The sequence below is a fragment of the Streptomyces sp. NPDC044044 genome (assembly GCF_056434405.1).
The window spans coordinates 31998-55410 of record NZ_JBWKFG010000003.1 but is presented as its reverse complement, the minus strand read 5'-3'; the positions used below and the strand labels follow the sequence as shown (position 1 = coordinate 55410).

The following is a 23413-nucleotide window of genomic DNA, read 5'->3' as shown; positions in this document are numbered from 1 at the left end:
GTTCTGTACGCCTTGCTTCATCGGCGCCAGGTGATCTTTGCTGGGATACCCGGGGCCCGGGGCACCCGTCCCGAAGAGGGTCGGAATGCCCCGGAGGCTCCGGAGTCAAGCCTAAAGCGTCAACTAGGTTGAGTTACTCGCCCTTGGCCTTCGCGATGATCTCCTCGGCGACGTTCCGCGGAACCTCGGCGTAGGAGTCGAACTGCATCGAGTAGCTTGCGCGACCCGAGGTCTTGCTGCGGAGGTCTCCGACGTAGCCGAACATCTCCGAGAGGGGCACGAGGCCCTTCACGACACGGGCGCCACTGCGCTCCTCCATGGCCTGGATCTGGCCACGGCGGGAGTTGATGTCACCGATGACGTCGCCCATGTAGTCCTCGGGCGTGGTGACCTCAACGGCCATCATCGGCTCGAGCAGCACGGGCTTGGCCTGACGCGCGGCCTCCTTGAACGCCTGCGAACCGGCGATCTTGAAGGCGAGCTCGGAGGAGTCGACCTCGTGGTAGGCGCCGTCGAGAAGCGTGATGCGAACACCAGTCATCTCGTAGCCCGCGAGGATGCCGAACTGCATGGCCTCCTGCGCACCGGCGTCCACCGACGGGATGTACTCCCGCGGGATACGGCCACCGGTGACCTTGTTCACGAACTCGTACGACGCCTCGCCGCCCTCGATGGGCTCGATCGCGATCTGCACCTTGGCGAACTGACCGGTACCACCGGTCTGCTTCTTGTGGGTGTAGTCCACGCGCTCGACGGCCCGACGGATCGTCTCGCGGTACGCGACCTGGGGCTTGCCGACGTTCGCCTCGACGCGGAATTCGCGCTTCATGCGGTCGACGAGCACCTCGAGGTGAAGCTCGCCCATACCACCGATGATGGTCTGGCCGGTCTCCTCGTCCGAGTGCACCTGGAAGGAGGGGTCCTCCTCCGAGAGACGCTGGATGGCTACACCCAGCTTCTCCTGGTCGCCCTTGGACTTGGGCTCGATGGCGACCTGAATGACCGGCGCCGGGAAGTCCATGGACTCCAGGATGACCGGCTTCTTGTCGTCACACAGCGTCTCACCGGTGGTGGTCTGCTTCAGGCCCATGACGGCGACGATGTCACCGGCGCCCACCGACGCGATCTCCTCACGCTTGTTCGCGTGCATGCGGTAGATCTTGCCGATGCGCTCCTTCTTGCCCTTGACGGAGTTCAGCACCGCAGTGCCGGCCTCCAGGCGACCGGAGTAGATCCGGACGAAGGTGAGCTTGCCGAGGTGCGGGTCGCTCGCAATCTTGAACGCGAGAGCCGAAAGCGGCTCCTCGTCCGAAGGCTTGCGCTTGACGATCGTCTCGGGGTCCTTGACGTCGTGGCCCTCGATGGCCTCGACGTCCAGGGGGGAAGGCAGGTAACGCACGACCGCGTCGAGCAGGGGCTGGACGCCCTTGTTCTTGAACGCGGTGCCGCAGAACACGGGGGTGACGGTGGTGTCGCCGCCCTTGCCGGAGGCGATGGTGACGCGGCGGATCGCCTCGTACAGCTGCTCCTCGGTGGGCTCCTGGCCCTCGAGGTACAGCTCCATCATCTGCTCGTCGTTCTCGGCGACAGCCTCGAGCAGCTTGCCGCGCCACTCGTCGGCGGCCTCGACGTGCGTCGCCGGGATGTCGACGATGTCGTAGGCCTCGCCCATCTTGGTCTCTGCGGACCAGACGAAGGCCTTCATCGTGACGAGGTCGACGACGCCCTTGAAGTCAGCCTCTGCGCCGATGGGCAGCTGCATGACGATCGGGGTCGCACCGAGGCGGTCGATGATCATGTCGACGCAGCGGTGGAACTCGGCACCCGTGCGGTCGAGCTTGTTGACGAAGCAGATGCGCGGGACGCCGTAGCGGTCAGCCTGACGCCACACGGTCTCGGACTGCGGCTCGACACCGGCGACGCCGTCGAACACCGTCACGGCACCGTCGAGCACACGGAGCGAACGCTCTACCTCGACGGTGAAGTCGACGTGGCCCGGGGTGTCGATGATGTTGATCGTGTGGTCGACGTCGTTCAGCGGCCAGTGACAGGTGGTGGCAGCAGAGGTGATCGTGATGCCACGCTCCTGCTCCTGCTCCATCCAGTCCATGGTGGCGGCACCGTCGTGGACCTCACCGATCTTGTACGAGACACCGGTGTAGAACAGGATCCGCTCGGTGGTCGTCGTCTTGCCCGCGTCGATGTGAGCCATGATGCCGATGTTGCGCACCTTGGCCAGGTCAAGTGAAGTGGTAGCCATATCGGCTCAGTCTTCTCTCGGTCTCGATGTGGGTAGCGACTACCAGCGGTAGTGCGCGAAGGCCTTGTTGGACTCGGCCATCTTGTGGGTGTCCTCACGCTTCTTCACAGCGGCACCAAGGCCGTTGGAGGCGTCGAGGAGCTCGTTGAGGAGACGCTCGGTCATCGTCTTCTCGCGACGGGCGCGGGAGTAACCCACCAGCCAGCGCAGGGCCAGCGTGTTGGCGCGACCGGGCTTGACCTCGATCGGAACCTGGTAGGTCGCACCGCCGACGCGGCGGGACTTGACCTCGAGGGTCGGCTTGATGTTCTCGAGCGCGCGCTTGAGCGTGATGACCGGGTCGTTGCCGGTCTTCTCGCGCAGGCCCTCCATGGCGCCGTACACGATGCGCTCGGCGGTGGAGCGCTTGCCGTTCAGCAGCACCTTGTTGATGAGGGAGGTCACCAGAGGAGAACCATAGACCGGGTCGATGATGACCGGGCGCTTCGGGGCGGGGCCCTTACGAGGCATTTCTACTTCTCCTTCTTGGCGCCGTAGCGGCTGCGGGCCTGCTTGCGGTTCTTGACACCCTGGGTGTCAAGGGAGCCGCGGATGATCTTGTAACGAACACCCGGCAGGTCCTTCACACGGCCACCACGCACGAGCACGATGGAGTGCTCCTGCAGGTTGTGTCCCTCACCCGGAATGTAGGCCGTAACCTCGATCCCGGAGGTCAGACGCACACGCGCGACCTTACGGAGGGCCGAGTTCGGCTTCTTCGGGGTGGTCGTGAACACACGCGTGCAGACGCCGCGGCGCTGGGGCGAACCCTCGAGTGCGGGCGTCTTGTTCTTCTCGACCTTGTCCTGCCGGCCCTTCCGGACCAGCTGCTGGATCGTAGGCACTACTTCTCCGGTTTCTGTGTGCCGAATAGTAAAGCTAACCTGAAACATCGCCGACCCACGCGGTCGGGTGTGTCGAATGCTGCAGACTCCCGCCGCAAGGCGAGGAGGGGCGCAGATTACGGTGGCCGTTCACGGACTCACGATGCGGTTGAGGACACGCGCGCGAGCCCAGGCACACCCCAGGCACAAGGTCTGAGCGTACCTACCTCATCGGGTTCGGTCAAAACAAATGCGGTGGGGGGCGACACGCCGGGCTTTTCGGCTCCTCTCCCGCCCTCTCCCGGGCCGATCCTGTCCATTCCATGTTCATGGGGCACTCGGTTTGAGTACCTTGATCGGTCCGCTGCACGATCGGGGGACCCATGACGGCGGCCCACTTACCCGGGGACGGCGGTCTGGACGACCGCGTCCCCTTCCTCGCCCGCCTGGAGAACGAGGAGAGGTCCGCTCTCCTCGCCCTCGGCCACGAGCTGAGCTTCGCGCCCCGCATCCAGCTCCTGCACCAGAACGAACCCTCGTCGCACGTCCTGCTCATCGTGCACGGCTGGACCAAGGTGACCGCGGCGGCGGCCAACGGATACGAGGCACTCCTCGCCCTGCGCGGCCCCGGCGACATCATCGGCGAATCCGCGGCGCTGACCGGGCGCCCTCGCTCGGCCACGGTGACCGCCCTCGAAGCCGTGCGCGCGGTGGCCGTCGAGCACGACCGGTTCACGGATTTCCTCGGCCGCTCCCCCGCCGCTTCGTTCGCCCTGCTCGGTCTGACCTCCGACCGCACCCGGGCCGCCGACCGGCGCCGCCTGGAGTTCGCCTCCATGAGCGTGCGGGAGCGGTTCGCCGCGCTGCTGCTCGATCTGGCCCGCACCCACGGGCGGCGTACGGACGAGGGCATCGAGCTCGCCGTGCCCCTGAGCAAGCAGGAGCTCGCCGGGTCCGTCGGGGCGTCCCGGGAGATGGTGCAGCGGCTCCTGAAGGAGTTACGGGACCGCGATGCCGTGGCCACCGGGCGGCGCGCCCTCGTGATCATGCGGCCCGATCTGCTGCGCCGCATCGCGCGCACCGAGCGGTCCGCCCGCGATGACCCGCAGTGACCCGTGCATCCCCGAGAGCGACTCTGTGCACACGGTCACACTCCGAGTGCGTCATCCGCCCTCACCACGGGGATCGCATCGTCGGCACGCTTCAGATCGGCGCAACTCCCCCGGGCGAAAGGCGACCATGACCGACTCCGTGAGCCGCACCATCCTGCTGCTCGACATCGAGAAGTACAGCGACAGGGACGACGTCGAGCAGGCGTATCTGCGGCGCATGTTGTACGACATCACCGACCGGGCACTGGAAAGCGCGGGCGTCGACGAGACCCTGCGCCTGCGCGCCGACCGCGGCGACTCCGTGATGGAGCTGATCGATGCCAACGCCTCGGTGCAGGCCCTGCTCCGTGCCCTGCTCGGCGAAGTGCCGGCGCAGCTGCGGGGAGTGAACAGGATGGCTTCCAGTTCCGCCCAGATCCGGCTGCGCGCGGTGGTGGCCACCGGATACGTGGTGGTCGACGACCTCCAGGGGTGGGTCGGCTCCGACCTCAACCACGCCTGTCGGCTGCTCGACGGCGACGTTCTGCGCGCGGCCCTGCGGGAACGTACGAACGACTTCGCCCTCTGCGTCTCCGAGGGCGTGCACGCGGGGGTGGTGCGGCACGACTGGCCCGGCGTACCGGCCGCGGACTTCCACCCCGTGACCATGGCGAGCAAGAACGGGCCGCTGCGGGCCTGGCTGCACGGCCCGGTGCCCGCCGGGGCCGAGGAGCACGGCGCCGCGCGGGGCCCGGCCGATGACCACAGTGAGAGGGGGGCCGGGGAAGCCCCGGCGCCGGACGTCAGCTCGGGGGAACGTCCGGCGCCGGGGCAGGGCGCGGCACCCGCGGCGGGCGGCGTCGCCTTCCACTTCAACGGCGGCGCGCCCAGCTTCGGCGGCAGCCTGGTCGGCGGTGACCAGCACGGTGTGTCCGGCGGGACCGTGCACGGTGACGTCCACCTCGGCGGCTCCGGCACCCCGGCGTCCGAGCGGGGCGCGGAGTCGTGAACGTACCCCCGCGCGCGGTGCCACCACAGGCCCGCCCCGTGCACCCGGCAAAGGGCCCGGCAGGCCCGGCACAGGACCCTGCCCCGAACCCCCCGGGCAGACCGGAGGCGCCGGGCTCCCGTCCGGCCGAGACCACCGAACCGGAAGAACAGGCGCAAGAAGCACGCGCGGCGCAGCGCGAACTGTTCGCCCATGCACCGGAGTTCATCCTCGGCTCGGCCTCCTCCTTCGGAGGTTCGCTGGTCGGCGGGGCACAGCACGGGGTGTCCGGTGGACATGTCGGCCGCGATGTCGTCATGGGCGCCAAGACCGAGATCCACCACCACGGCTCCGTCGACTCACCCGCGTACGTATCCGGAGAGATTCCGCGCGAGCGGCTCGACGCCCTGGCCGAGGTGTTCGTCGAAGGTCCCGTCTTCGCGCTCGCCCTGCGGCGCCTGCGCGAGGAACGCGTTCTGGTGCTCCGCGGCGCGCACGCCACCGGCCGCAGCGCCGCGGCTCTGATGCTTCTGCACCACCTCGGTGTCCCGGCCGTGCGCGCCCTGCAACCCGAAACCAGCCCCACCGCACTCGCCGGCCAGCTCGCCCATGGCGGCGGCCACGTGCTGTGCGACATGCCGCTGAGCCGGAACAAGCCCCTGCGAGAGACCCACCTCTACGCGGCGCGCGACCAGCTCAAGAAGACCGGCGGGCACCTGGTGATCACCGTCGAGAACTCCCCGCATCTGCTGGGCGTCGACCCGGTCGGCTGGGAGGCTCCCGACGCCGCCGACGTGCTCCGCGCACATCTGTCCGCCCACCTCCCCCCTACGGCCGGCGCCGAGCGTCTGCTCGCACTCGACCCCGTACGGGAGTTCCTCGAGCACGGCCACCGCAGACCCGCCGAGGCCGCCGACCTCGCCATCGGCCTCGCTGCGTACGACGGGACGGAACAGGCGCTCGACCGGCTGTGCGGCTTCAGCCTCGCCTCCGTGGAGAAGCAGTGCCGCGACTGGCTGAGCGATCCCGCACTCGGTCTGCGCGACAAGGCGTTCCTCATCTCGCTCGCCCTCTTCGACCAGGCTCCCTACGTGCTGGCCGCCGAGTTCGCCGACGCGCTCTTCGTCCACTTCCAACGGCTCCAGCACCCGGAACAACCACCGGAGATCCCGGTGTTCGGTCCCGCCCCGACGGACCGTCTCGACCTCGCGCGGGCCGTCGGGGAGCTGCGCAGCGAGGCGACGGACTGGGGGCCCGTCCCTCAGTACGTGGCGTACTTCAGCGAGGGACGCATGCCGGGCACGCTGCTCACCGAGGTGTGGACAGGCCATCCCTCGACCCGCCCGGCCCTGGTCGCCTGGCTCAAGCAGATGGCCCGCGACGGACGTCCCCTGGTGCGCACCCGCGCGGCCGCCGCGACCGCGCTGCTCGCCGCCGCCGACCTGCCGTCGACCGTGGCACTCCTGATCGACGGATGGTCGGTCTCCCCCTCCTTCGGGCCGCGCGTGACCGCGGCCAACACGCTCACCCTGGCGCAGCTCTCGGGAGCTCCGGTCATCCCGCAGCTGCTTGCGCAGTGGTGCACCGATCGGCATTGGGCCCGGCGCTGGACGGCGATCCGCGCCTTCGCGCTGCTGGCCCCGCTCCGCCCGGACCTGGCGGGGCCCGCCCTGGACGCGCTGTCCTCCCGGGCGCGAGCGGAGAGCAGCAGCGATGCCGAGCGCCACAACCTGATCGAGTCGACGGCGCTGCTTCTGTCCGCCGGAAGCCGCGGGGAGATGCTCGCCGAGCTGGTGCGACTGCTGCACCTGGACACCCCCGCAGTCCGGGCACTGGCACTCGCCGCTTTCGTGCGTGCCTGCGACAACCGGGAGGAGGGGAGTCTCCTGGAGTGGTACGCGGAGTCCGGCGTGCACAGCCCGGAGTGGGCCCGGGACCTCGTGACCCTCTGGCACACCGCACTGGGCGAGCGCGCCCACACGCGCGAGGCCCTCGACGCGCTGCGGACCTGGGTGTACGTCGCCGGTCAGCGGGCCGAAGCCGAGCAGGCCCTCGCCCTGCTCCTGCCGTCCCTGGTGAAGACGGCAGCCGACCGGGACCGCCTGGTCCACCTGCTGCACACGCTGCGGGCCGAGGACGGCGGCCCCCGGCCCGCCATCGCCGACCGGCTCCTGACCTCCGTGCGCCCGGCAGGCGCCACGCCCGCCGCCCTGTGATCCCTGACCTCTGCCCTGACCACCGAGGAGTTGAGCCCCATGGCGGAGTTCCGCCGTCAGCCGGAATGGCAGCAACAGGCCGACCGGCACAGTCAGTTGATCGACCCGGTGCTCACCGTCCGGCCGATCTCACGCTTCGACTACACCGCTCGCAGACCCGTCACCGCGATCGACCACGCCCTGGTCTTCGCCACCTCGGCCGGCGTGTACGACGTCTACGTCCCGCCGCACCGACCCACCCGGGCGGATGCGGCGACGCGCCGCTACATCTCCGTGTACGAGGTCGACATGGGCAGCCATCCCGTCCAGCTGGACCTGCAGCTGCCCAGCGATGACGACGCGTTCTCGTTCGGGGTGACCGCCGATCTGACCTGGCGGGTCGCCGATCCCATCGCGTACGTACGCAGCGGCGAACGTGACGTGCCCACGCGGCTCACCCGAGAACTGCATCAGTACGCCCGACCGGTCAGCCGCCGTTTCTCCATCGAGGACAGCCCGGCGGCCGAGAGCGCGGTGCAGCAGGCGGTGGAATCGGGCGTCTTCGCGGCGGGAATCGGGGTCGCCGTCACCTGCATGCTGCGGCTGCGCCTCGACGACGAAGCGGTCGCGCACCGGCGGCGGCAGCGCAGCCTGCGCTACGAGCACGAGATGCTCGCCCCCGAGCACCAGTACCACCTGCAGCAGGCCCGGCAGCAGCACGAGCTGGAGGTGCTGCGCCAGCAGCAGGCCCAGGAACTGACCGCACGGAAGATCGAGTTCTACCGCTACCACCTGCAGCACGGCGGGGTCGGGGCGTGGGCGCTGCATCTCGCCCAGCACCCCGAGGACACCCAGCTCGTGATGAGCAGCATCCGCAAGGACCAGCTCTCCCTCATCCAGAGCCAGCTGGAGCTGATCAGCGGTGACGGTCTGGAGGACTATCAGAAGGCCGAGTCGGCGAAGTACGCCCTGAACGCGGTCAACGAACTCCTCCACCAGCAGGGCCTCGGTCCCGTCGCGGCCCCGTCCGACGCGGACGCCGGGCAACGGACCGCACTGCCCGCGCAGGCAGCACCACAGCAGCCGTACGACGGCTCGGTGCCCGGAGCACGTTCCGGGGCCTACACGGACCAAGCGTCCACGGACCAGGCGTCGCCCGATGCGCGGCCACAGCCGCCCTATGCCGCTTGGGGACCGCCGGAGCCGGGACCGACCGTGGGGGCGTACACGTCACCGCCCGCCGAGGAAGCGGCCCGCGCGACCGACGCCGCCGCACCCGCCGACCCACGCAGGCCGCCGCACGACACCACGCCCGCATGAGCGCCCCGGGCGTCACCGACCCGCCCCCCGCCGCTCCGCCCGAGCCCCGCGGCGCGCACACCGCCGAACGTCTCCTCGCCGACCTGCGGTCCGAGATCGCACGGGCGGACAGCAAGGCGTCAGTCCTTGTGGCCGCCCTGGGCATGACAGCCGGCGTGTTCAGCGGGCTCCTCGCAGGGCGGAACTGGCAGCCGGGTGAGCTGACCGCGGCCGGGGCGACGATCTGGTGGGCGGGTGTGCTGGCTTTTGTGTCCGCCCTGTTCGCACTGCTGCTCGCGGTGCTGCCGCGGCTGCGCGGTACGACGTGGACGGCCGGACGTCCCCTGTCGTACTTCGGAGACATCCAACAGGCCGTGCGCGAGGGCAGGTTGCTCCAGGCGCTCACCGAGACCGAGCACGCCCCCCTGTCCGGGCTCACCGCCGCGCTCGCCGAGACCAGCCGCATCGCCGTACGCAAGCACCAGTGGATCCGAGTGGGCCTGATCGCCTTCGGTGTCGGCACCGTGCTGCTGCCCGCCGCCCTCCTCATCAGCTGACGACCACACGAAGCGAAGGAGCCTGTCCATGGCCCCGCCCCACCCGAGCGACCCCGCCCCGCCGGAGCGACCATCCGGCCCGGAGCCCCTCGCACACCCCGAGCCCATACACACCGCACCCACGTATCCCGAGGCGACCTACCCGGGACCTTCCTACCCGGAGCCTGCCTACCCCGAGCCCACGTACCCGGCCCCCGTCTACCCAGATGCCGCAGGCCCCGGGCCCACTCCCCCCGCTCCGGCGTACCCCGAGCCCACGTACCCGGCCCCCGCATATCCGGGCTCAGACGCAGCCACAGCCACACCGGCAGCCCCTGCCCCGGCCCCACAGAGCCCCGCACCCCACCCCGCCGCCCCGCCGGCTCCGGCCCACCCCCCGCAGACGCGCCAGGCCCCCGACGACCTCGACTATCGGCACCAAGGTGCCCGACTGCATGTGGCCGCCCATCAACGCGGCACGGATGCCACGGCCGTGGGTCGCCTCCTCGTTCAGGTGCCCGGGTTCGTCGTGAGCTTCGTCATCGTCAGTGGCCTCTGCGCCGCCCTGTTCGGCACCGTTGGCTGGTTCGTCGTCCTCGCCTGGCTGGCGTCCGGAGCGCTGGTCTTCCACCGGCCGACCGAACTGGCCTTCGCCCGGCACGTCCTCGGCCTGCGCCGGCCCCTGGCCGATGAGCGGATGCGGCTCGAACCGGTCTGGCGGGAGGTCACCGCTCGCGCGGGCATCGAACCGCACACGTACGAGCTGATGGTCGAGAACAGTGGCGAGCTCAACGCGCTCGCCGCCGCCGGCCACGTCGTCGGCGTCACGACGTACTCCCTGAAGCAGTTGCCCAGCAGCAAGCTGGCCGCCGTACTCGCCCACGAGCTGGGCCATCACACCGGCGGACACGCCTGGGCCGGCCTGCTCGGCCAGTGGTACTCGATGCCGGGGCGCGTGGTCTGGGCCCTGGCCCGTCGCATCACCCTGGTCGCGTTCTACGTGGCGCGACACGTCTCACCGGCAGCCACCGGTATTGCCCTCCTGGTCGTCGGCGTCTTTCTGCTGGCCGTGACGGCGACCCTGTGGTTCGTCATGATCCCCCTGCTCATCACCCCGTACCTGCTCGCCCACTTCGGCCGCCACGGCGAACTCCGCGCCGACCAGCAGGCTGCGGCTCTGGGCTTCGCTCCGATGCTGGCGGAGGTTCTGCATCAGGCGCAGGCCCAGGACGAGGCCGATCGCGCACGAGCGGTCACGGCCGGGTACCGGGTCAAGGCGCGGGGCACGATGTCCCGCCTGCTCTCAAGCCACCCCGAGACCCACACCCGGCTGCGGGCTCTCGAGCCCTACCTGCGGACGCACCTCTGAGGCCCGCCCGGGAAACGCCGAAGGGCGCCCACCCCGTACGAAACGGAATGAGCGCCCTTCAGTTCAACTCAAGCGACTGACTGGCAACGCCTACTGGTTGTAAGGCCCGTAGTCGTAGTCCTCCAGCGGAACAGCCTGGCCGGAGCCCGTGCCGAAGGGCGAGTAGTCGATGTCGTCGTAACCGACGGCCGAGTACATCGCAGCCTTGGCTTCCTCGGTCGGCTCCACCCGGATGTTGCGGTAGCGGGACAGGCCCGTACCGGCCGGGATGAGCTTACCGATGATGACGTTCTCCTTGAGGCCGATCAGGGAGTCGGACTTGGCGTTGATCGCCGCGTCCGTCAGGACCCTGGTCGTCTCCTGGAAGGAAGCCGCGGACAGCCACGACTCCGTCGCCAGCGAGGCCTTGGTGATACCCATCAGCTGCGGACGGCCGGAGGCCGGGTGGCCGCCTTCCGTGACCACACGACGGTTCTCGGTCTCGAACTTCGAGCGCTCGACGAGCTCGCCCGGCAGCAGCTCCGCGTCGCCGGACTCGATGATCGTCACGCGGCGCAGCATCTGCCGGATGATGATCTCGATGTGCTTGTCGTGGATCGACACGCCCTGGCTGTTGTAGACCTTCTGGACTTCGCCGACCAGGTGGACCTGGACCGCGCGCTGACCGAGGATCCGCAGCACGTCGTGCGGGTTGGTGGCACCGAAGGTGAGCTTCTGGCCCACCTCGACGTGGTCACCCTCACGCACGAGGACCTTGGCACGCTTCGAGATCGGGAAGGGAGTCTCGTCGCTGCCGTCGTCCGGCGTGACGACGATCTTCTTGGTCTTCTCGGTCTCCTCGATACGGATGCGGCCTGCCGCCTCCGAGATCGGGGCGACACCCTTGGGCGTACGAGCCTCGAAGAGCTCGACGACACGGGGCAGACCCTGGGTGATGTCGTCACCGGCCACACCACCGGTGTGGAACGTACGCATCGTCAGCTGCGTGCCGGGCTCACCGATGGACTGGGCGGCGATGATGCCGACCGCCTCACCGATGTCGACCAGCTTGCCGGTGGCGAGCGAACGGCCGTAGCAGAAGGCACAGGTGCCGACTGCGGACTCACAGGTCAGGACCGAACGGGTCTTGACCTCCTCGACGCCGTTGGCGACCAGGGCGTCGATCAGGACATCGCCCAGGTCGACGTTGGCCGGCGCGATGACCTTGCCGTCGATGACGACGTCCTCGGCCAGCATGCGGGCGTACACCGAGGTCTCGACGTTCTCCGTCTTGCGGAGCACACCGTCCTCGCCCTTGACCGCGATCTTGAGCTTCAGACCGCGCTCGGTGCCACAGTCCTCCTCGCGAATGATGACGTCCTGAGAGACGTCGACCAGACGACGGGTGAGGTAACCGGAGTCGGCGGTACGGAGAGCCGTGTCCGCAAGACCCTTACGAGCACCGTGCGTCGAGATGAAGTACTCGAGGACCGAAAGGCCCTCACGGAACGATGCCTTGATCGGGCGCGGGATCGTCTCGTTCTTCGCGTTCGACACCAGACCACGCATACCGGCGATCTGACGCATCTGCATCATGTTTCCTCGGGCACCCGAGTCAACCATCATGAAGATGGGGTTCGTCTTGGGGAAGTTCGCGTTCATCGCCTCGGCAACCTCGTTGGTCGCCTTGGTCCAGATCGCGATGAGCTCCTGCGTGCGCTCGTCCTTGGTGATCAGACCGCGCTCGTACTGCTTCTGGACCTTCTCGTCCTGCGCCTCGTAGCCCGCGACGATCGCCTTCTTGGCCTCGGGGACCACGACGTCGGAGATGGCCACGGTGACGCCGGAGCGGGTCGCCCAGAAGAAGCCCGATGCCTTCAGGTTGTCGAGCGTCGCCGCCACGATGACCTTGGGGTAGCGCTCGGCCAGGTCGTTGACGATCTCGGAGAGCTGCTTCTTGCCCACCGAGTAGTCGACGAACGGGTAGTCCTCGGGCAGCAGCTCGTTGAAGAGCGCGCGGCCCAGGGTCGTACGCAGCCGGAAGCTGTCGCCCTGCTGGTACTCGGGCTCGCCCTCTTCGACGGCCGGCGGGGTCCAGCCGCGCGGCGGGATGGTGCCCACCGGGAAGCGGATGTCGACCTTCGCCTGGAGCGAGAGCTCCTTGGCGTCGAACGCCATGATCGCCTCGGCCGTGGAGCCGAAGGACCGGCCCTCGCCGATGACCTTGCGCTCTTCCTCGTCCGTCGTGAGGAAGAAGAGGCCAAGGACCATGTCCTGGGTCGGCATGGTGACGGGACGGCCGTCTGCCGGCTTCAGGATGTTGTTCGAGGACAGCATCAGGATGCGGGCCTCGGCCTGCGCCTCTGCCGAAAGCGGCAGGTGCACGGCCATCTGGTCACCGTCGAAGTCCGCGTTGAACGCGGTGCAGACGAGCGGGTGGATCTGAATGGCCTTGCCCTCGACCAGCTGCGGCTCGAAGGCCTGGATACCGAGGCGGTGCAGCGTCGGCGCACGGTTCAGGAGAACCGGGTGCTCGGCGATGACCTCTTCCAGGACGTCGTACACGACCGTGCGGCCGCGCTCGACCATGCGCTTGGCGCTCTTGATGTTCTGCGCGTGGTTGAGGTCAACCAGGCGCTTCATCACGAACGGCTTGAAGAGCTCCAGCGCCATGGCCTTGGGCAGACCACACTGGTGCAGCTTCAGCTGCGGGCCGACGACGATCACGGAACGCGCGGAGTAGTCCACACGCTTACCGAGAAGGTTCTGACGGAATCGACCCTGCTTGCCCTTGAGCATGTCGGAGAGCGACTTCAGCGGACGGTTGCCGGGGCCCGTGACCGGGCGACCACGACGGCCGTTGTCGAAGAGCGCGTCGACGGCCTCCTGGAGCATGCGCTTCTCGTTGTTCACGATGATCTCGGGAGCACCGAGGTCGAGAAGCCGCTTCAGGCGGTTGTTGCGGTTGATCACGCGGCGGTACAGGTCGTTCAGGTCGGAGGTCGCGAAGCGGCCACCGTCCAGCTGCACCATCGGACGCAGGTCCGGCGGGATGACCGGCACGCAGTCGAGCACCATGCCCTTGGGGCTGTTGCTGGTCTGCAGGAACGCGGAGACGACCTTGAGGCGCTTGAGCGCACGGGTCTTCTTCTGGCCCTTGCCGGTACGGATGATCTCGCGAAGCCGCTCGGCTTCCTCATCCAGGTCGAACGACTCAAGGCGCTTCTGCAGTGCAGCGGCACCCATCGAACCGTCGAAGTACGTGCCGAAGCGGTCACGCAGCTCGCGGTAGAGCAGCTCGTCACCCTCCAGGTCCTGGACCTTGAGGTTCTTGAAGCGGTTCCAGACCTCGTCGAGACGGTCGATCTCGCGCTGCGCACGGTCACGCAGCTGCTTCATCTCGCGCTCGGCACCTTCGCGCACCTTGCGGCGTACGTCGGCCTTGGCGCCCTCGGCCTCGAGCTCGGCCAGGTCGGTCTCGAGCTTCTTGGCGCGGGCCTCCAGGTCGGAGTCGCGACGGTTCTCGACCTGCTGACGCTCCACGGAGACGTGCGCCTCCAGGGAGGGCAGGTCACGCGTACGGCGCTCCTCGTCCACGAACGTGATCATGTACGCCGCGAAGTAGATGACCTTTTCGAGGTCCTTCGGGGCGAGATCAAGCAGGTAGCCGAGGCGCGACGGAACGCCCTTGAAGTACCAGATGTGCGTGACAGGGGCGGCCAGCTCAATGTGGCCCATCCGCTCACGACGCACCTTGGCGCGAGTGACCTCGACGCCGCAGCGCTCGCAGATGATGCCCTTGAAGCGGACACGCTTGTACTTACCGCAGTAGCACTCCCAGTCCCGGGTCGGACCGAAGATCTTCTCGCAGAAGAGTCCGTCCTTTTCGGGCTTGAGCGTGCGGTAGTTGATGGTCTCCGGCTTCTTGACCTCGCCGTGGGACCACTGTCGGATGTCGTCCGCGGTGGCAAGGCCGATCCGCAGCTCGTCGAAGAAGTTGACGTCGAGCACTTTGTCGTCAATCCCTCTTTCGGGGTCGAGTCTCAATCATGGTCTGAACGGGTCCGGGGAGAGCCGGCCGGACACGAGGTCCGGCCGGCCAACCCGTCAGACCTCTTCGACGCTGCTCGGCTCGCGCCGGGACAGGTCGATGCCGAGCTCCTCCGCCGCGCGGAAGACGTCCTCGTCGGTGTCGCGCATCTCGATGGACATGCCGTCCGAGGACAGCACCTCCACGTTGAGGCAGAGCGACTGCATTTCCTTGATGAGCACCTTGAAGGACTCGGGAATGCCGGGCTCCGGGATGTTCTCGCCCTTGACGATGGCCTCGTAGACCTTCACGCGGCCGGTCACGTCGTCGGACTTGATCGTCAGCAGCTCCTGGAGGGCGTAAGCGGCGCCATAAGCCTCAAGCGCCCACACCTCCATCTCACCGAAGCGCTGACCACCGAACTGAGCCTTACCACCCAGCGGCTGCTGGGTGATCATGGAGTACGGACCGGTCGAACGAGCGTGGAGCTTGTCGTCGACCAGGTGGTGCAGCTTGAGGATGTACATGTACCCGATCGAGATCGGGTCCGGGAACGGCTCGCCCGAGCGTCCGTCGAACAGCCGCGCCTTGCCGGACGGCAGGACCATGCGGTCGCCGTCGCGGTTCGGGACGGTGTGCTCGAGGAGGCCGGTCAGCTCGTCCTCGCGGGCGCCGTCGAAGACCGGAGTCGCGACGTTCGTCCGCGGGGCGACCTGGTCGGCGCCGATGCGCTGCAGGCTCTGCGCCCACTCCTCGCTGAGACCGGAGACGTCCCAGCCCTGGCTGGCGAGCCAGCCGAGGTGGATCTCCAGGACCTGACCCGGGTTCATTCGGGACGGGACACCCAGCGGGTTGAGGATGATGTCGACCGGCGTGCCGTCCTCGAGGAAGGGCATGTCCTCGATCGGAAGGATCTTGGAGATGACGCCCTTGTTGCCGTGACGACCGGCGAGCTTGTCGCCGTCCGTGATCTTGCGCTTCTGCGCCACGTAGACACGAACCAGCTGGTTCACGCCCGGCGGCAGCTCGTCGCCCTCTTCACGGTCGAAGACGCGGACGCCGATGACCTTGCCGATCTCACCGTGCGGCACCTTCAGCGAGGTATCGCGCACCTCGCGCGCCTTCTCACCGAAGATCGCGCGCAGCAGGCGCTCTTCCGGCGTCAGCTCGGTCTCACCCTTGGGCGTGACCTTGCCGACGAGGATGTCGCCGGCGACGACCTCGGCACCGATACGGATGATGCCGCGCTCGTCGAGGTCGGCGAGGACCTCTTCGGAGACGTTCGGGATGTCCCGGGTGATCTCCTCCGGGCCCAGCTTGGTGTCACGGGCGTCGACCTCGTGCTCCTCGATGTGGATCGAGGAGAGGACGTCGTCCTGCACGAGGCGCTGCGACAGGATGATCGCGTCCTCGTAGTTGTGACCTTCCCAGGGCATGAACGCCACGAGCAGGTTCTTGCCGAGGGCCATCTCGCCCTCTTCGGTCGCGGGACCGTCGGCCAGGACCTGGCCCTCGATCACGCGGGCGCCCTCGTCGACGACAACCTTCTGGTTGACCGAGGTGCCCTGGTTCGACCGGGAGAACTTGGCGATGCGGTACGTGGTGTACGTGCCGTCGTCGTTCGTGACCGTGACGTAGTCCGCGGAGACCTCCTGGACCACACCCGCCTTCTCGGCCTTGATCACGTCACCGGCGTCGACCGCACAGCGGTACTCCATGCCGGTGCCGACGAGGGGAGCCTCGGCGGTGATCAGCGGCACGGCCTGACGCATCATGTTCGCGCCCATGAGGGCACGGTTGGCGTCGTCGTGCTCGAGGAACGGGATCATCGCGGTCGCGACCGACACCATCTGGCGCGGCGAGACGTCCATGTAGTCGACGTCGTCGCCGGGGATGTAGTCGATCTCGCCGCCACGACGGCGGACCAGGACGCGCGACTCGGTGAAGCGCATGTCCTCGCCGAGCACGGCGTTGGCCTGGGCGATCACGAAGCGGTCTTCTTCGTCGGCCGTGAGGTAGTCGACGTCGTCGGTGACGACGCCCTCGACGACCTTGCGGTACGGCGTCTCGACGAAGCCGAACGCGTTGACGCGGCCGTACGAGGCGAGCGAACCGATCAGACCGATGTTCGGGCCTTCAGGGGTCTCAATCGGGCACATGCGGCCGTAGTGAGACGGGTGCACGTCACGGACCTCGAAGCCGGCCCGCTCACGGGAGAGACCACCCGGGCCAAGCGCCGACAGACGGCGCTTGTGGGTGAGACCCGACAGCGGGTTGTTCTGGTCCATGAACTGCGACAGCTGCGAGGTGCCGAAGAATTCCTTGATCGACGCCACGACCGGGCGAATGTTGATCAGGGTCTGCGGCGTGATCGCCTCGACGTCCTGAGTCGTCATGCGCTCACGCACGACGCGCTCCATACGAGCCAGACCCGTGCGGACCTGGTTCTGGATGAGCTCGCCGACGTTGCGCAGACGACGGTTGCCGAAGTGGTCGATGTCGTCGGTCTCGACGACGATCGACGTACCGCTGTCGCCAACGGTCTCGGTCTCACCGGCGTGCAGCTTCACCAGGTACTTGATCGAGGCGATGATGTCCTCGACCGTGAGGATGCCCGCGTCGAGCGGAGCGTCCGCACCCAGCTTCTTGTTGACCTTGTAGCGGCCGACCTTCGCGAGGTCGTAGCGCTTGGGGTTGAAGTAGAGGTTCTCAAGCAGCGTCTGAGCAGCCTCGCGCGTCGGCGGCTCGCCCGGACGGAGCTTGCGGTAGATGTCGAGCAGCGCGTCGTCCTGGCCCTGGGTGTGGTCCTTCTCCAGGGTGGCGCGCATGGACTCGTACTCGCCGAACTCCTCGAGGATCTGCTCGGTCGTCCAACCGAGAGCCTTGAGCAGAACGGTGACCGACTGCTTGCGCTTGCGGTCGATGCGCACACCGACCATGTCGCGCTTGTCGATCTCCATCTCCAGCCAGGCACCCCGGGACGGGATGATCTTGGCGGAGAAGATGTCCTTGTCGGACGTCTTGTCGATCGAGGAATCGAAGTAGACACCCGGCGAACGGACCAGCTGCGACACGACGACACGCTCGGTGCCGTTGATGACGAAGGTGCCCTTGTTCGTCATGAGCGGGAAATCGCCCATGAAGACCGTCTGGGACTTGATCTCGCCGGTCTCGTTGTTGGTGAACTCAGCGGTGACGAAGAGCGGGGCGGCGAACGTGAAGTCGCGCTCCTTGCACTCGTCGATGGAGTTCTTCGGAGGCTCAAAACGGTGGTCGCGGAACGTCAAGGACATCGACCCGGAGAAGTCCTCGATCGGAGAGATCTCCTCGAAGATCTCCTCCAGACCGGACTTGGTGGGGACGTCCTGTCCACTGTCGAGAGCCGCCTCGACACGAGCCTTCCACGCTTCATTGCCGAGCAGCCAGTCAAAGCTCTCGGTCTGCAGCGCAAGAAGGTTCGGAACCTCGAGGGGCTCCCTGATCTTTGCAAAGGAGATGCGCAGCGGGGCGGTGCTGGCGCCGTTGTTCGTATTCGCGGTCGAGGCAGTGCGCGAGGCGGCCAAGAGGGGGTCCTTCCGAGGGCTCGGACTCACTACGCGCGTACCGGTCCCAGGCTGGACACAGAGACAGAAATCCCCGGTCAGGGAAGTTTCGTTCCACAGTGCTCAAGCATGGGCATGCCCCTGGTGACGGGCAGGAGGCAGCTAACAGGCAGCGCAAAGGGTCAGTGTAGCCACTAGGCCCACTGATGTCCAGTGCGGGTTTTTGAAGACCCTCGTTGTTCTCAACCCCTGCTGCAAGCCACGCCCTCGATGCACATCGATACTGCCCTCTTCGCCGTCGATCCATGCCTCGGATGCGGATCGATGTGACGACGCGTCCTGAGAATTGCGCGCTGCGTGCGGTTCGTCAAGGCCCCCCTGCCCCGACTTGGCTCTCAGAGGTCACCGTCACGGCTGCTCCGAGGCACAACGAAGATCACCATACTCGTCGCGGCGGGCTGCGCAAGGCAGCCGTCGGGGTGCGTTGGAGAACGCCGAAGGGCGACCACCCAGATGGGTGATCGCCCTTGGCAGGCGTCGCCTGAGCGACGCTCAAAAGGAGTCAGACGACTCGCGAGGTTACTTGACCTCGACCGAGGCGCCGGCAGCCTTGAGGGACTCGGCAGCCTTCTCGGCGGCCTCCTTGGCGACCTTCTCGAGGACCGGCTTCGGGGTGCCGTCGACGAGGTCCTTGGCCTCCTTGAGACCCAGCGAGGTCAGCTCACGCACGACCTTGATGACCTGGATCTTCTTCTCGCCGGCGCCGGTGAGGATGACGTCGAACTCGTCCTGCTCCTCGACGGCCTCGGCGACGGCGCCCGGGCCGGCCGGGGCAGCGGCGACGGCCGCGGCGGCGGTGACGTCGAACTTCTCCTCGAAGGCCTTCACGAACTCGGAGAGCTCGATGAGGGTGAGCTCCTCGAACTGAGCAAGCAGGTCTTCCTGGCTGAGCTTCGCCATGATGGGCGATCCTTCCACTATTTCGGCTGGTGCCGGGTGTACATGAAGGCGGGCGTACGTTGGGCCCGCTGCGACCGTCGCCCTATCGGACGGCGATCAATGCGCGAGCCGAATTACTCGGCACCGCCCTGCTCGGCCTTCTTGGCACGAAGCGCCTCCGCGGTGCGGACGAACTTCGACGGCAGAGCCTGGAAGAGCTGCGCAGTCTGCGTCTGCTTGCCCTTCAGCGCGCCGGCCAGCTTGGCGAGCAGAACCTCGCGGGACTCGAGGTCCGCGAGCTTCTTGATCTCATCGGCGGACAGCGCCTTACCGTCAAGGACACCGCCCTTGATGATGAGGTTGGGGTTGTCCTTGGCGAAGTCACGAAGACCCTTCGCCGACACCACCGGGTCACCGGTGACGAAGGCAACAGCGGTCGGACCCGAGAACAGGTCGTCCAGCTGGTTGATCCCGGCCTCATTGGCCGCGATCTTGGTCAGCGTGTTCTTCACCACGGCGTACTCGGAGTTCTCACCGAGGGAGCGGCGCAGCTGCTTGAGCTGGGCCACGGTGAGACCCCGGTACTCGGTCAGCACGGCGGCGTTCGAGCTGCGGAACTTGTCCGTGAGCTCGGCTACCGCGGCAGCCTTGTCGGGCGTCGGCATAGAGCGTCGGCCTCCTTCCGGGTGATGAGGACCGCTCAAAAGGGGCTGACAAAACAAAACGCCCCGGCGCAGGCGCCGGGGCATGAGCTCGACCTGACGGAATCCGTCCGGGAGCACTCACTTCCACAGTCACCTACGCGGGTCGTCCGCAGTTTCAGCGGATCCTTCGGCCACCGCATCCTCTTGCGAGCACACGGCAACGACCAGCGGTCTTTGGCTTCTGTGGAAGAGTACGCGAACGGGTTCGCGTCAAGCAAATCGGCTCAGAAACCGCTGTCCGAGCCGGTACCGCCGCCGCTCTTCTCGAGCTCCTTGAACATGTCCATCAGGTCGAAGGTCTTGCCGGCGGGCGGCGGGGTCACCTTGGCGGCGGCGCCGTACTCGGAGAACTTCTGGGACGTCTTCATCGTGCCCTCGGGGGACTTGATGTCGATGTCCATGCGGACGGGGTAGTCGTCCTCGTTGACCCAGACCTCGGTGTCGTACCCCTTGATCCCCGACTTCTCGATGCCCTTGAGCAGTTCCTCGCGCTCGCTCTTGCCGAGCATCTCGTCGAGGCCCTTGTTCGACTCCATCATTTCCTTGACGGAGAGCCGGCCCTTGTAACGCTGGGTCTCAGCGCCGTCGACCTCGGCCGAGCCGACGTGCTTGAGGTTCGGCGAGTCCAGGAGCATCGCGAGCTGCTGCGCCGGGTCCTGGTTCATGCTGTCCAGGCCGCCGGTGAGCTGCTTGGCGGCCTTCTCGTCGCCGACCTGCTCCGCGATGGTGTTCAGGTCCATCTTGACCCACTGCTTGCCGTCCATGTCCTTGGCGGCGACAGCCCCCATGTCCATGTACATGACGTTGTCGAGCCAGAGCATCCGGATCTTCTCCGGGGCCTCGGGATCGCCCTCCGTGAGCGCCGAACCCGTCATCGTCATATCCATGACGGTCGGGTCCCAGCCCATGACGCCGGACATCTTCATGTCGCCGGAGCCGCCGCCCATCGACTTCGGCGCCGTCATCGTCATCTCGACCTTGGCCGACTTGGCCTTCGCGGTCTTCTCGTACGCGGCCGTGATGACCTCGGTCACCTGCGACCGGGACTGGGTCTCCCCCGAGCCCGCCCCCTTGGCCTTCTTGCCGCCGTCCGAGCCTCCACAAGCAACCGCACCCGTACACAGCAGCGCGGTGGCGAGCACGGCGCCCGCAGCTCTCTTCACAGTCATGACCCCACCCCTAGGAACACATGATCGACACAATTCGGTCTGGCGAGAATACCCGACGTCCGAGGTCAGGCCTGCGGCTGCTGGTTCATGAGGTCCTTGAAGCTCATGGTGTCCCCTGCCGGGGGCTTCTCGGCGGAGACCGGGGTGCCGTAGTCGCTGTAGTAGACCGTCTGGGAGAAGGAGCCGGTCTTCATGTCGGCCTTCTCGGTCTTCTTGACCAGCAGGTCGTTGCCGTCGACCCAGATGTCGATCTTCTCGGTGCTCATGCCGGCCTGCTTGAACTGCTTCTCCAGCTCGGCCATCTGATCGGCGTCGAGGTCCGTGTTCTTGCCGGTGAGGTCCGCGACGTCGACGGTCCCCGAGTAGTGGGTCGCCTTCGTGCCGCGGACGCTCTCCTCGCCCACCCGCTTCACGTCGCCGGACGCGAGGAGCATCTTCACCGAGGAGTTGGGCGTGGTGTTCTGCATCTGGTCCTTGAAGGCCTCGCCCGCGGCGCCGCCCATCTCGGCCAGCGTGGCGTAGTCGTACTCGATCCAGTGCTTGCCGCCGGACTGGGACGCGAACTTGTCGCCCATGTTCGCGTAGTACGCGTCAGGCAGATAGCGGTAGTCGATCGTGGTCTGGCCGAGCTGTTCCATCTGCTCGGCCGCGGTACCGCCGGTGAGGGTCGCCGTCACCTCGCCGGTCACGCCGTCCTTCCAGCCCATGACGCCCTTCATGTCCATCGACATCTGGGCGCCCATGACCGTCTTGCCCTCGACCTTGGCCGAGTCGGCGTTGTCGGTCTTGTTCTCGATGGTGCGCAAGGCGGCTATCGGGCTGAGGGCCGCAGAGCCCTTGTCCTTGCTCTTCGTGCCACCGTCGCCGTCACCGCCGGAGGAGCCACAGGCCGCGACCCCGGACAGCGCGGCGGCCACCGCGATCGAAAGGCCCGCGCGTCGCATGGTCGTGCTGTTCATGACATCCCACCCCTTGCACTCGTGTGAATCCTGCACGCTAGCGCAGTCCCCCGACAGCTCTGACGGACATGCACGAATACGAGGACGGGCCCCGCACCTCGAAAGGTTGCGGGGCCCGTCGTCACAAACGCGTACGCGACGCGACTGCCGTCAGATTCAGACGGCGGCCGGGTCCTCCTCGACGAGGAGGTTGCGGGTGCGGTTGCTGTCCAGCGGAATGCCGGGGCCCATCGTGGTGGCCAGCGCGGCCTTCTTGATATAGCGACCCTTGGCGGCCGACGGCTTCAGACGAAGGATCTCGTCCAGCGCGGCGGCGTAGTTCTCCACCAGCTTGGTGTCGTCGAAGGACACCTTGCCGATGATGAAGTGCAGGTTCGAGTGCTTGTCGACGCGGAACTCGATCTTGCCGCCCTTGATGTCGTTGACAGCCTTCACGACATCGGGGGTCACGGTGCCGGTCTTCGGGTTCGGCATCAGACCACGCGGACCGAGCACGCGGCCGAGGCGGCCGACCTTGCCCATGAGGTCCGGGGTGGCGACGACGGCGTCGAAGTCCAGGCGGCCCTTCGCGACCTCGTCGATGAGCTCGTCGGCGCCGACGATGTCGGCCCCAGCGGCTTCCGCGGCCGCAGCACGGTCACCGGTCGCGAAGACCAGGACCCGGGCGGTCTTGCCGGTGCCGTGCGGGAGGTTCACGGTGCCACGGACCATCTGGTCGGCCTTGCGCGGGTCGACACCCAGGCGGAAGGCGACCTCGACGGTGCCGTCGAACTTGGTCGAGGAGGTCTCCTTGGCGAGACGGACGGCCTCGAGCGGGGCGTAGAGCTTGTCCCGGTCGATCTTGGCGTCCGCAGCGCGGAGAGTCTTGCTGCGCTTCACTTCTGCTCCTGTTGGTTTCAGGTGTGGAGTCGTGGTGCGGACCAGCGCTTGGTCCTACCACTGAGAAAGGTCAGACGGGGAAAGCTCTTAGCCCTCGACCGTGATGCCCATGGAACGGGCGGTGCCGGCGATGATCTTCGACGCGGCGTCCAGGTCGTTGGCGTTGAGGTCTTCCATCTTGGTGGTGGCGATCTCGCGGACCTGCGCCTCGGTGATCTTGGCGACCTTGGTCTTGTGCGGCTCGCCGGAGCCCTTCTCGACACCCGCGGCCTTGAGGATCATCTTGGCGGCCGGCGGAGTCTTGGTCACGAAGGTGAAGGAGCGGTCTTCGTAGACCGTGATCTCCACCGGGATGACCCAGCCACGCTGCGACTCGGTCGCGGCGTTGTAGGCCTTGCAGAACTCCATGATGTTGACGCCGTGCTGGCCCAGCGCGGGGCCGACCGGCGGGGCCGGGTTGGCTGCGCCGGCCTGGATCTGGAGCTTGATAAGCCCCGTGACCTTCTTCTTCTTGGGAGGCATTGCTCTCTCCGGGTCCTAGTGAGAGTTTCCAGCCACCATCCAGTCATCCGGATGGAGGCATACCGCACCACGATAACGGGTATAGTCGC

General features: G+C 67.3%; 17 protein-coding genes. 6 read left to right on the top strand and 11 right to left on the bottom strand.

From position 1 onward, the window contains the following. Positions 1–133: 133 nt before the first annotated feature. The 3 genes from fusA to rpsL are packed head-to-tail and all read right to left on the bottom strand — an operon-like array spanning position 134 to position 3144. The gene (fusA, locus tag AC07AG_RS11125; RefSeq protein WP_249588333.1) at positions 134–2260 is read right to left on the bottom strand and encodes an elongation factor G; all 2127 of its coding nucleotides are present in this window, start codon (positions 2258–2260) and stop codon (positions 134–136) included. A gap of 39 nt (positions 2261–2299) precedes the next feature. Then, on the bottom strand, positions 2300–2770 hold the full coding sequence (gene rpsG / locus AC07AG_RS11120; protein ID WP_003974303.1) for a 30S ribosomal protein S7: 471 nt from the start codon (positions 2768–2770) through the stop codon (positions 2300–2302). Positions 2771–2772: 2 nt separating this feature from the next. Next, entirely contained in the window at positions 2773–3144 is a 372-nt protein-coding gene (rpsL, locus tag AC07AG_RS11115; RefSeq protein ID WP_003948652.1) for a 30S ribosomal protein S12, read from the bottom strand. Positions 3145–3506: 362 nt separating this feature from the next. Here rpsL and AC07AG_RS11110 point away from each other — a divergent pair, with 362 nt between their 5' ends. The 6 genes from AC07AG_RS11110 (at position 3507) to AC07AG_RS11085 (ending at position 10601) form a co-directional block, all read left to right on the top strand. Beyond that, a complete protein-coding gene (locus AC07AG_RS11110; RefSeq protein WP_478754075.1) occupies positions 3507–4235 on the top strand; it encodes a Crp/Fnr family transcriptional regulator in 729 nt (242 codons plus the stop codon). Positions 4236–4362: 127 nt separating this feature from the next. Next, a complete protein-coding gene (locus AC07AG_RS11105) occupies positions 4363–5223 on the top strand; it encodes a hypothetical protein (protein ID WP_478754073.1) in 861 nt (286 codons plus the stop codon). Continuing rightward, positions 5220–7418, top strand: a complete 2199-nt coding sequence (locus AC07AG_RS11100; RefSeq protein ID WP_478754071.1) for a hypothetical protein — start codon at positions 5220–5222, stop codon at positions 7416–7418. Before AC07AG_RS11105 ends, AC07AG_RS11100 begins: the two co-directional genes overlap by 4 nt. A 39-nt stretch (positions 7419–7457) precedes the next feature. After that, the gene (locus AC07AG_RS11095) at positions 7458–8717 is read left to right on the top strand and encodes a PE-PGRS family protein (protein WP_478754069.1); all 1260 of its coding nucleotides are present in this window, start codon (positions 7458–7460) and stop codon (positions 8715–8717) included. After that, positions 8714–9253, top strand: a complete 540-nt coding sequence (locus AC07AG_RS11090; protein ID WP_478754067.1) for a Pycsar system effector family protein — start codon at positions 8714–8716, stop codon at positions 9251–9253. Before AC07AG_RS11095 ends, AC07AG_RS11090 begins: the two co-directional genes overlap by 4 nt. 436 nt (positions 9254–9689) lie before the next feature. Further along, a complete protein-coding gene (locus AC07AG_RS11085; RefSeq protein ID WP_478754065.1) occupies positions 9690–10601 on the top strand; it encodes a M48 family metalloprotease in 912 nt (303 codons plus the stop codon). A 90-nt stretch (positions 10602–10691) separates the two neighbouring features. On the opposite strand, the gene AC07AG_RS11080 is transcribed toward AC07AG_RS11085, so the two are convergent. From AC07AG_RS11080 to rplK, 8 genes are all read right to left on the bottom strand, one after another. Further along, positions 10692–14591 (bottom strand): DNA-directed RNA polymerase subunit beta', encoded by a 3900-nt coding sequence (locus AC07AG_RS11080; protein ID WP_478754063.1) that lies wholly within the window; start codon positions 14589–14591, stop codon positions 10692–10694. 96 nt (positions 14592–14687) lie between these two features. Continuing rightward, a complete protein-coding gene (gene rpoB, locus AC07AG_RS11075) occupies positions 14688–18173 on the bottom strand; it encodes a DNA-directed RNA polymerase subunit beta (protein WP_249588337.1) in 3486 nt (1161 codons plus the stop codon). 558 nt (positions 18174–18731) lie between these two features. Beyond that, positions 18732–19112 (bottom strand): 50S ribosomal protein L7/L12, encoded by a 381-nt coding sequence (rplL, locus tag AC07AG_RS11070; protein WP_249588338.1) that lies wholly within the window; start codon positions 19110–19112, stop codon positions 18732–18734. 113 nt (positions 19113–19225) lie between these two features. Next, entirely contained in the window at positions 19226–19756 is a 531-nt protein-coding gene (rplJ, locus tag AC07AG_RS11065) for a 50S ribosomal protein L10 (protein WP_249588339.1), read from the bottom strand. A gap of 263 nt (positions 19757–20019) precedes the next feature. Continuing rightward, positions 20020–20964 carry an SCO4651 family lipoprotein gene (locus AC07AG_RS11060; protein WP_478754061.1) on the bottom strand — a complete coding sequence of 315 codons (945 nt, stop codon included), beginning with the start codon at positions 20962–20964 and terminating at the stop codon, positions 20020–20022. Between the two features lie 65 nt (positions 20965–21029). Then, positions 21030–21923, bottom strand: a complete 894-nt coding sequence (locus tag AC07AG_RS11055; RefSeq protein WP_478754059.1) for an SCO4651 family lipoprotein — start codon at positions 21921–21923, stop codon at positions 21030–21032. A gap of 156 nt (positions 21924–22079) precedes the next feature. Continuing rightward, a complete protein-coding gene (gene rplA, locus AC07AG_RS11050) occupies positions 22080–22802 on the bottom strand; it encodes a 50S ribosomal protein L1 (RefSeq protein ID WP_249588342.1) in 723 nt (240 codons plus the stop codon). Positions 22803–22889: 87 nt separating this feature from the next. After that, a complete protein-coding gene (gene rplK / locus AC07AG_RS11045) occupies positions 22890–23324 on the bottom strand; it encodes a 50S ribosomal protein L11 (protein WP_160506641.1) in 435 nt (144 codons plus the stop codon). Positions 23325–23413: the final 89 nt, after the last annotated feature.

Excerpts from the sequence above, each read along its gene's own strand:
- AC07AG_RS11110 (WP_478754075.1), top strand. The coding sequence starts at position 3,507 with ATGACGGCGGCCCACTTACCCGGGGACGGCGGTCTGGACGACCGCGTC.
- rpsG (WP_003974303.1), bottom strand. The coding sequence starts at position 2,770 with ATGCCTCGTAAGGGCCCCGCCCCGAAGCGCCCGGTCATCATCGACCCG.
- rplL (WP_249588338.1), bottom strand. The coding sequence starts at position 19,112 with ATGGCGAAGCTCAGCCAGGAAGACCTGCTTGCTCAGTTCGAGGAGCTC.
- rplJ (WP_249588339.1), bottom strand. The coding sequence starts at position 19,756 with ATGCCGACGCCCGACAAGGCTGCCGCGGTAGCCGAGCTCACGGACAAG.
- fusA (WP_249588333.1), bottom strand. The coding sequence starts at position 2,260 with ATGGCTACCACTTCACTTGACCTGGCCAAGGTGCGCAACATCGGCATC.
- AC07AG_RS11090 (WP_478754067.1), top strand. The coding sequence starts at position 8,714 with ATGAGCGCCCCGGGCGTCACCGACCCGCCCCCCGCCGCTCCGCCCGAG.
- rplK (WP_160506641.1), bottom strand. The coding sequence starts at position 23,324 with ATGCCTCCCAAGAAGAAGAAGGTCACGGGGCTTATCAAGCTCCAGATC.
- AC07AG_RS11055 (WP_478754059.1), bottom strand. The coding sequence starts at position 21,923 with ATGAACAGCACGACCATGCGACGCGCGGGCCTTTCGATCGCGGTGGCC.
- AC07AG_RS11060 (WP_478754061.1), bottom strand. The coding sequence starts at position 20,964 with ATGACTGTGAAGAGAGCTGCGGGCGCCGTGCTCGCCACCGCGCTGCTG.
- AC07AG_RS11095 (WP_478754069.1), top strand. The coding sequence starts at position 7,458 with ATGGCGGAGTTCCGCCGTCAGCCGGAATGGCAGCAACAGGCCGACCGG.
- AC07AG_RS11105 (WP_478754073.1), top strand. The coding sequence starts at position 4,363 with ATGACCGACTCCGTGAGCCGCACCATCCTGCTGCTCGACATCGAGAAG.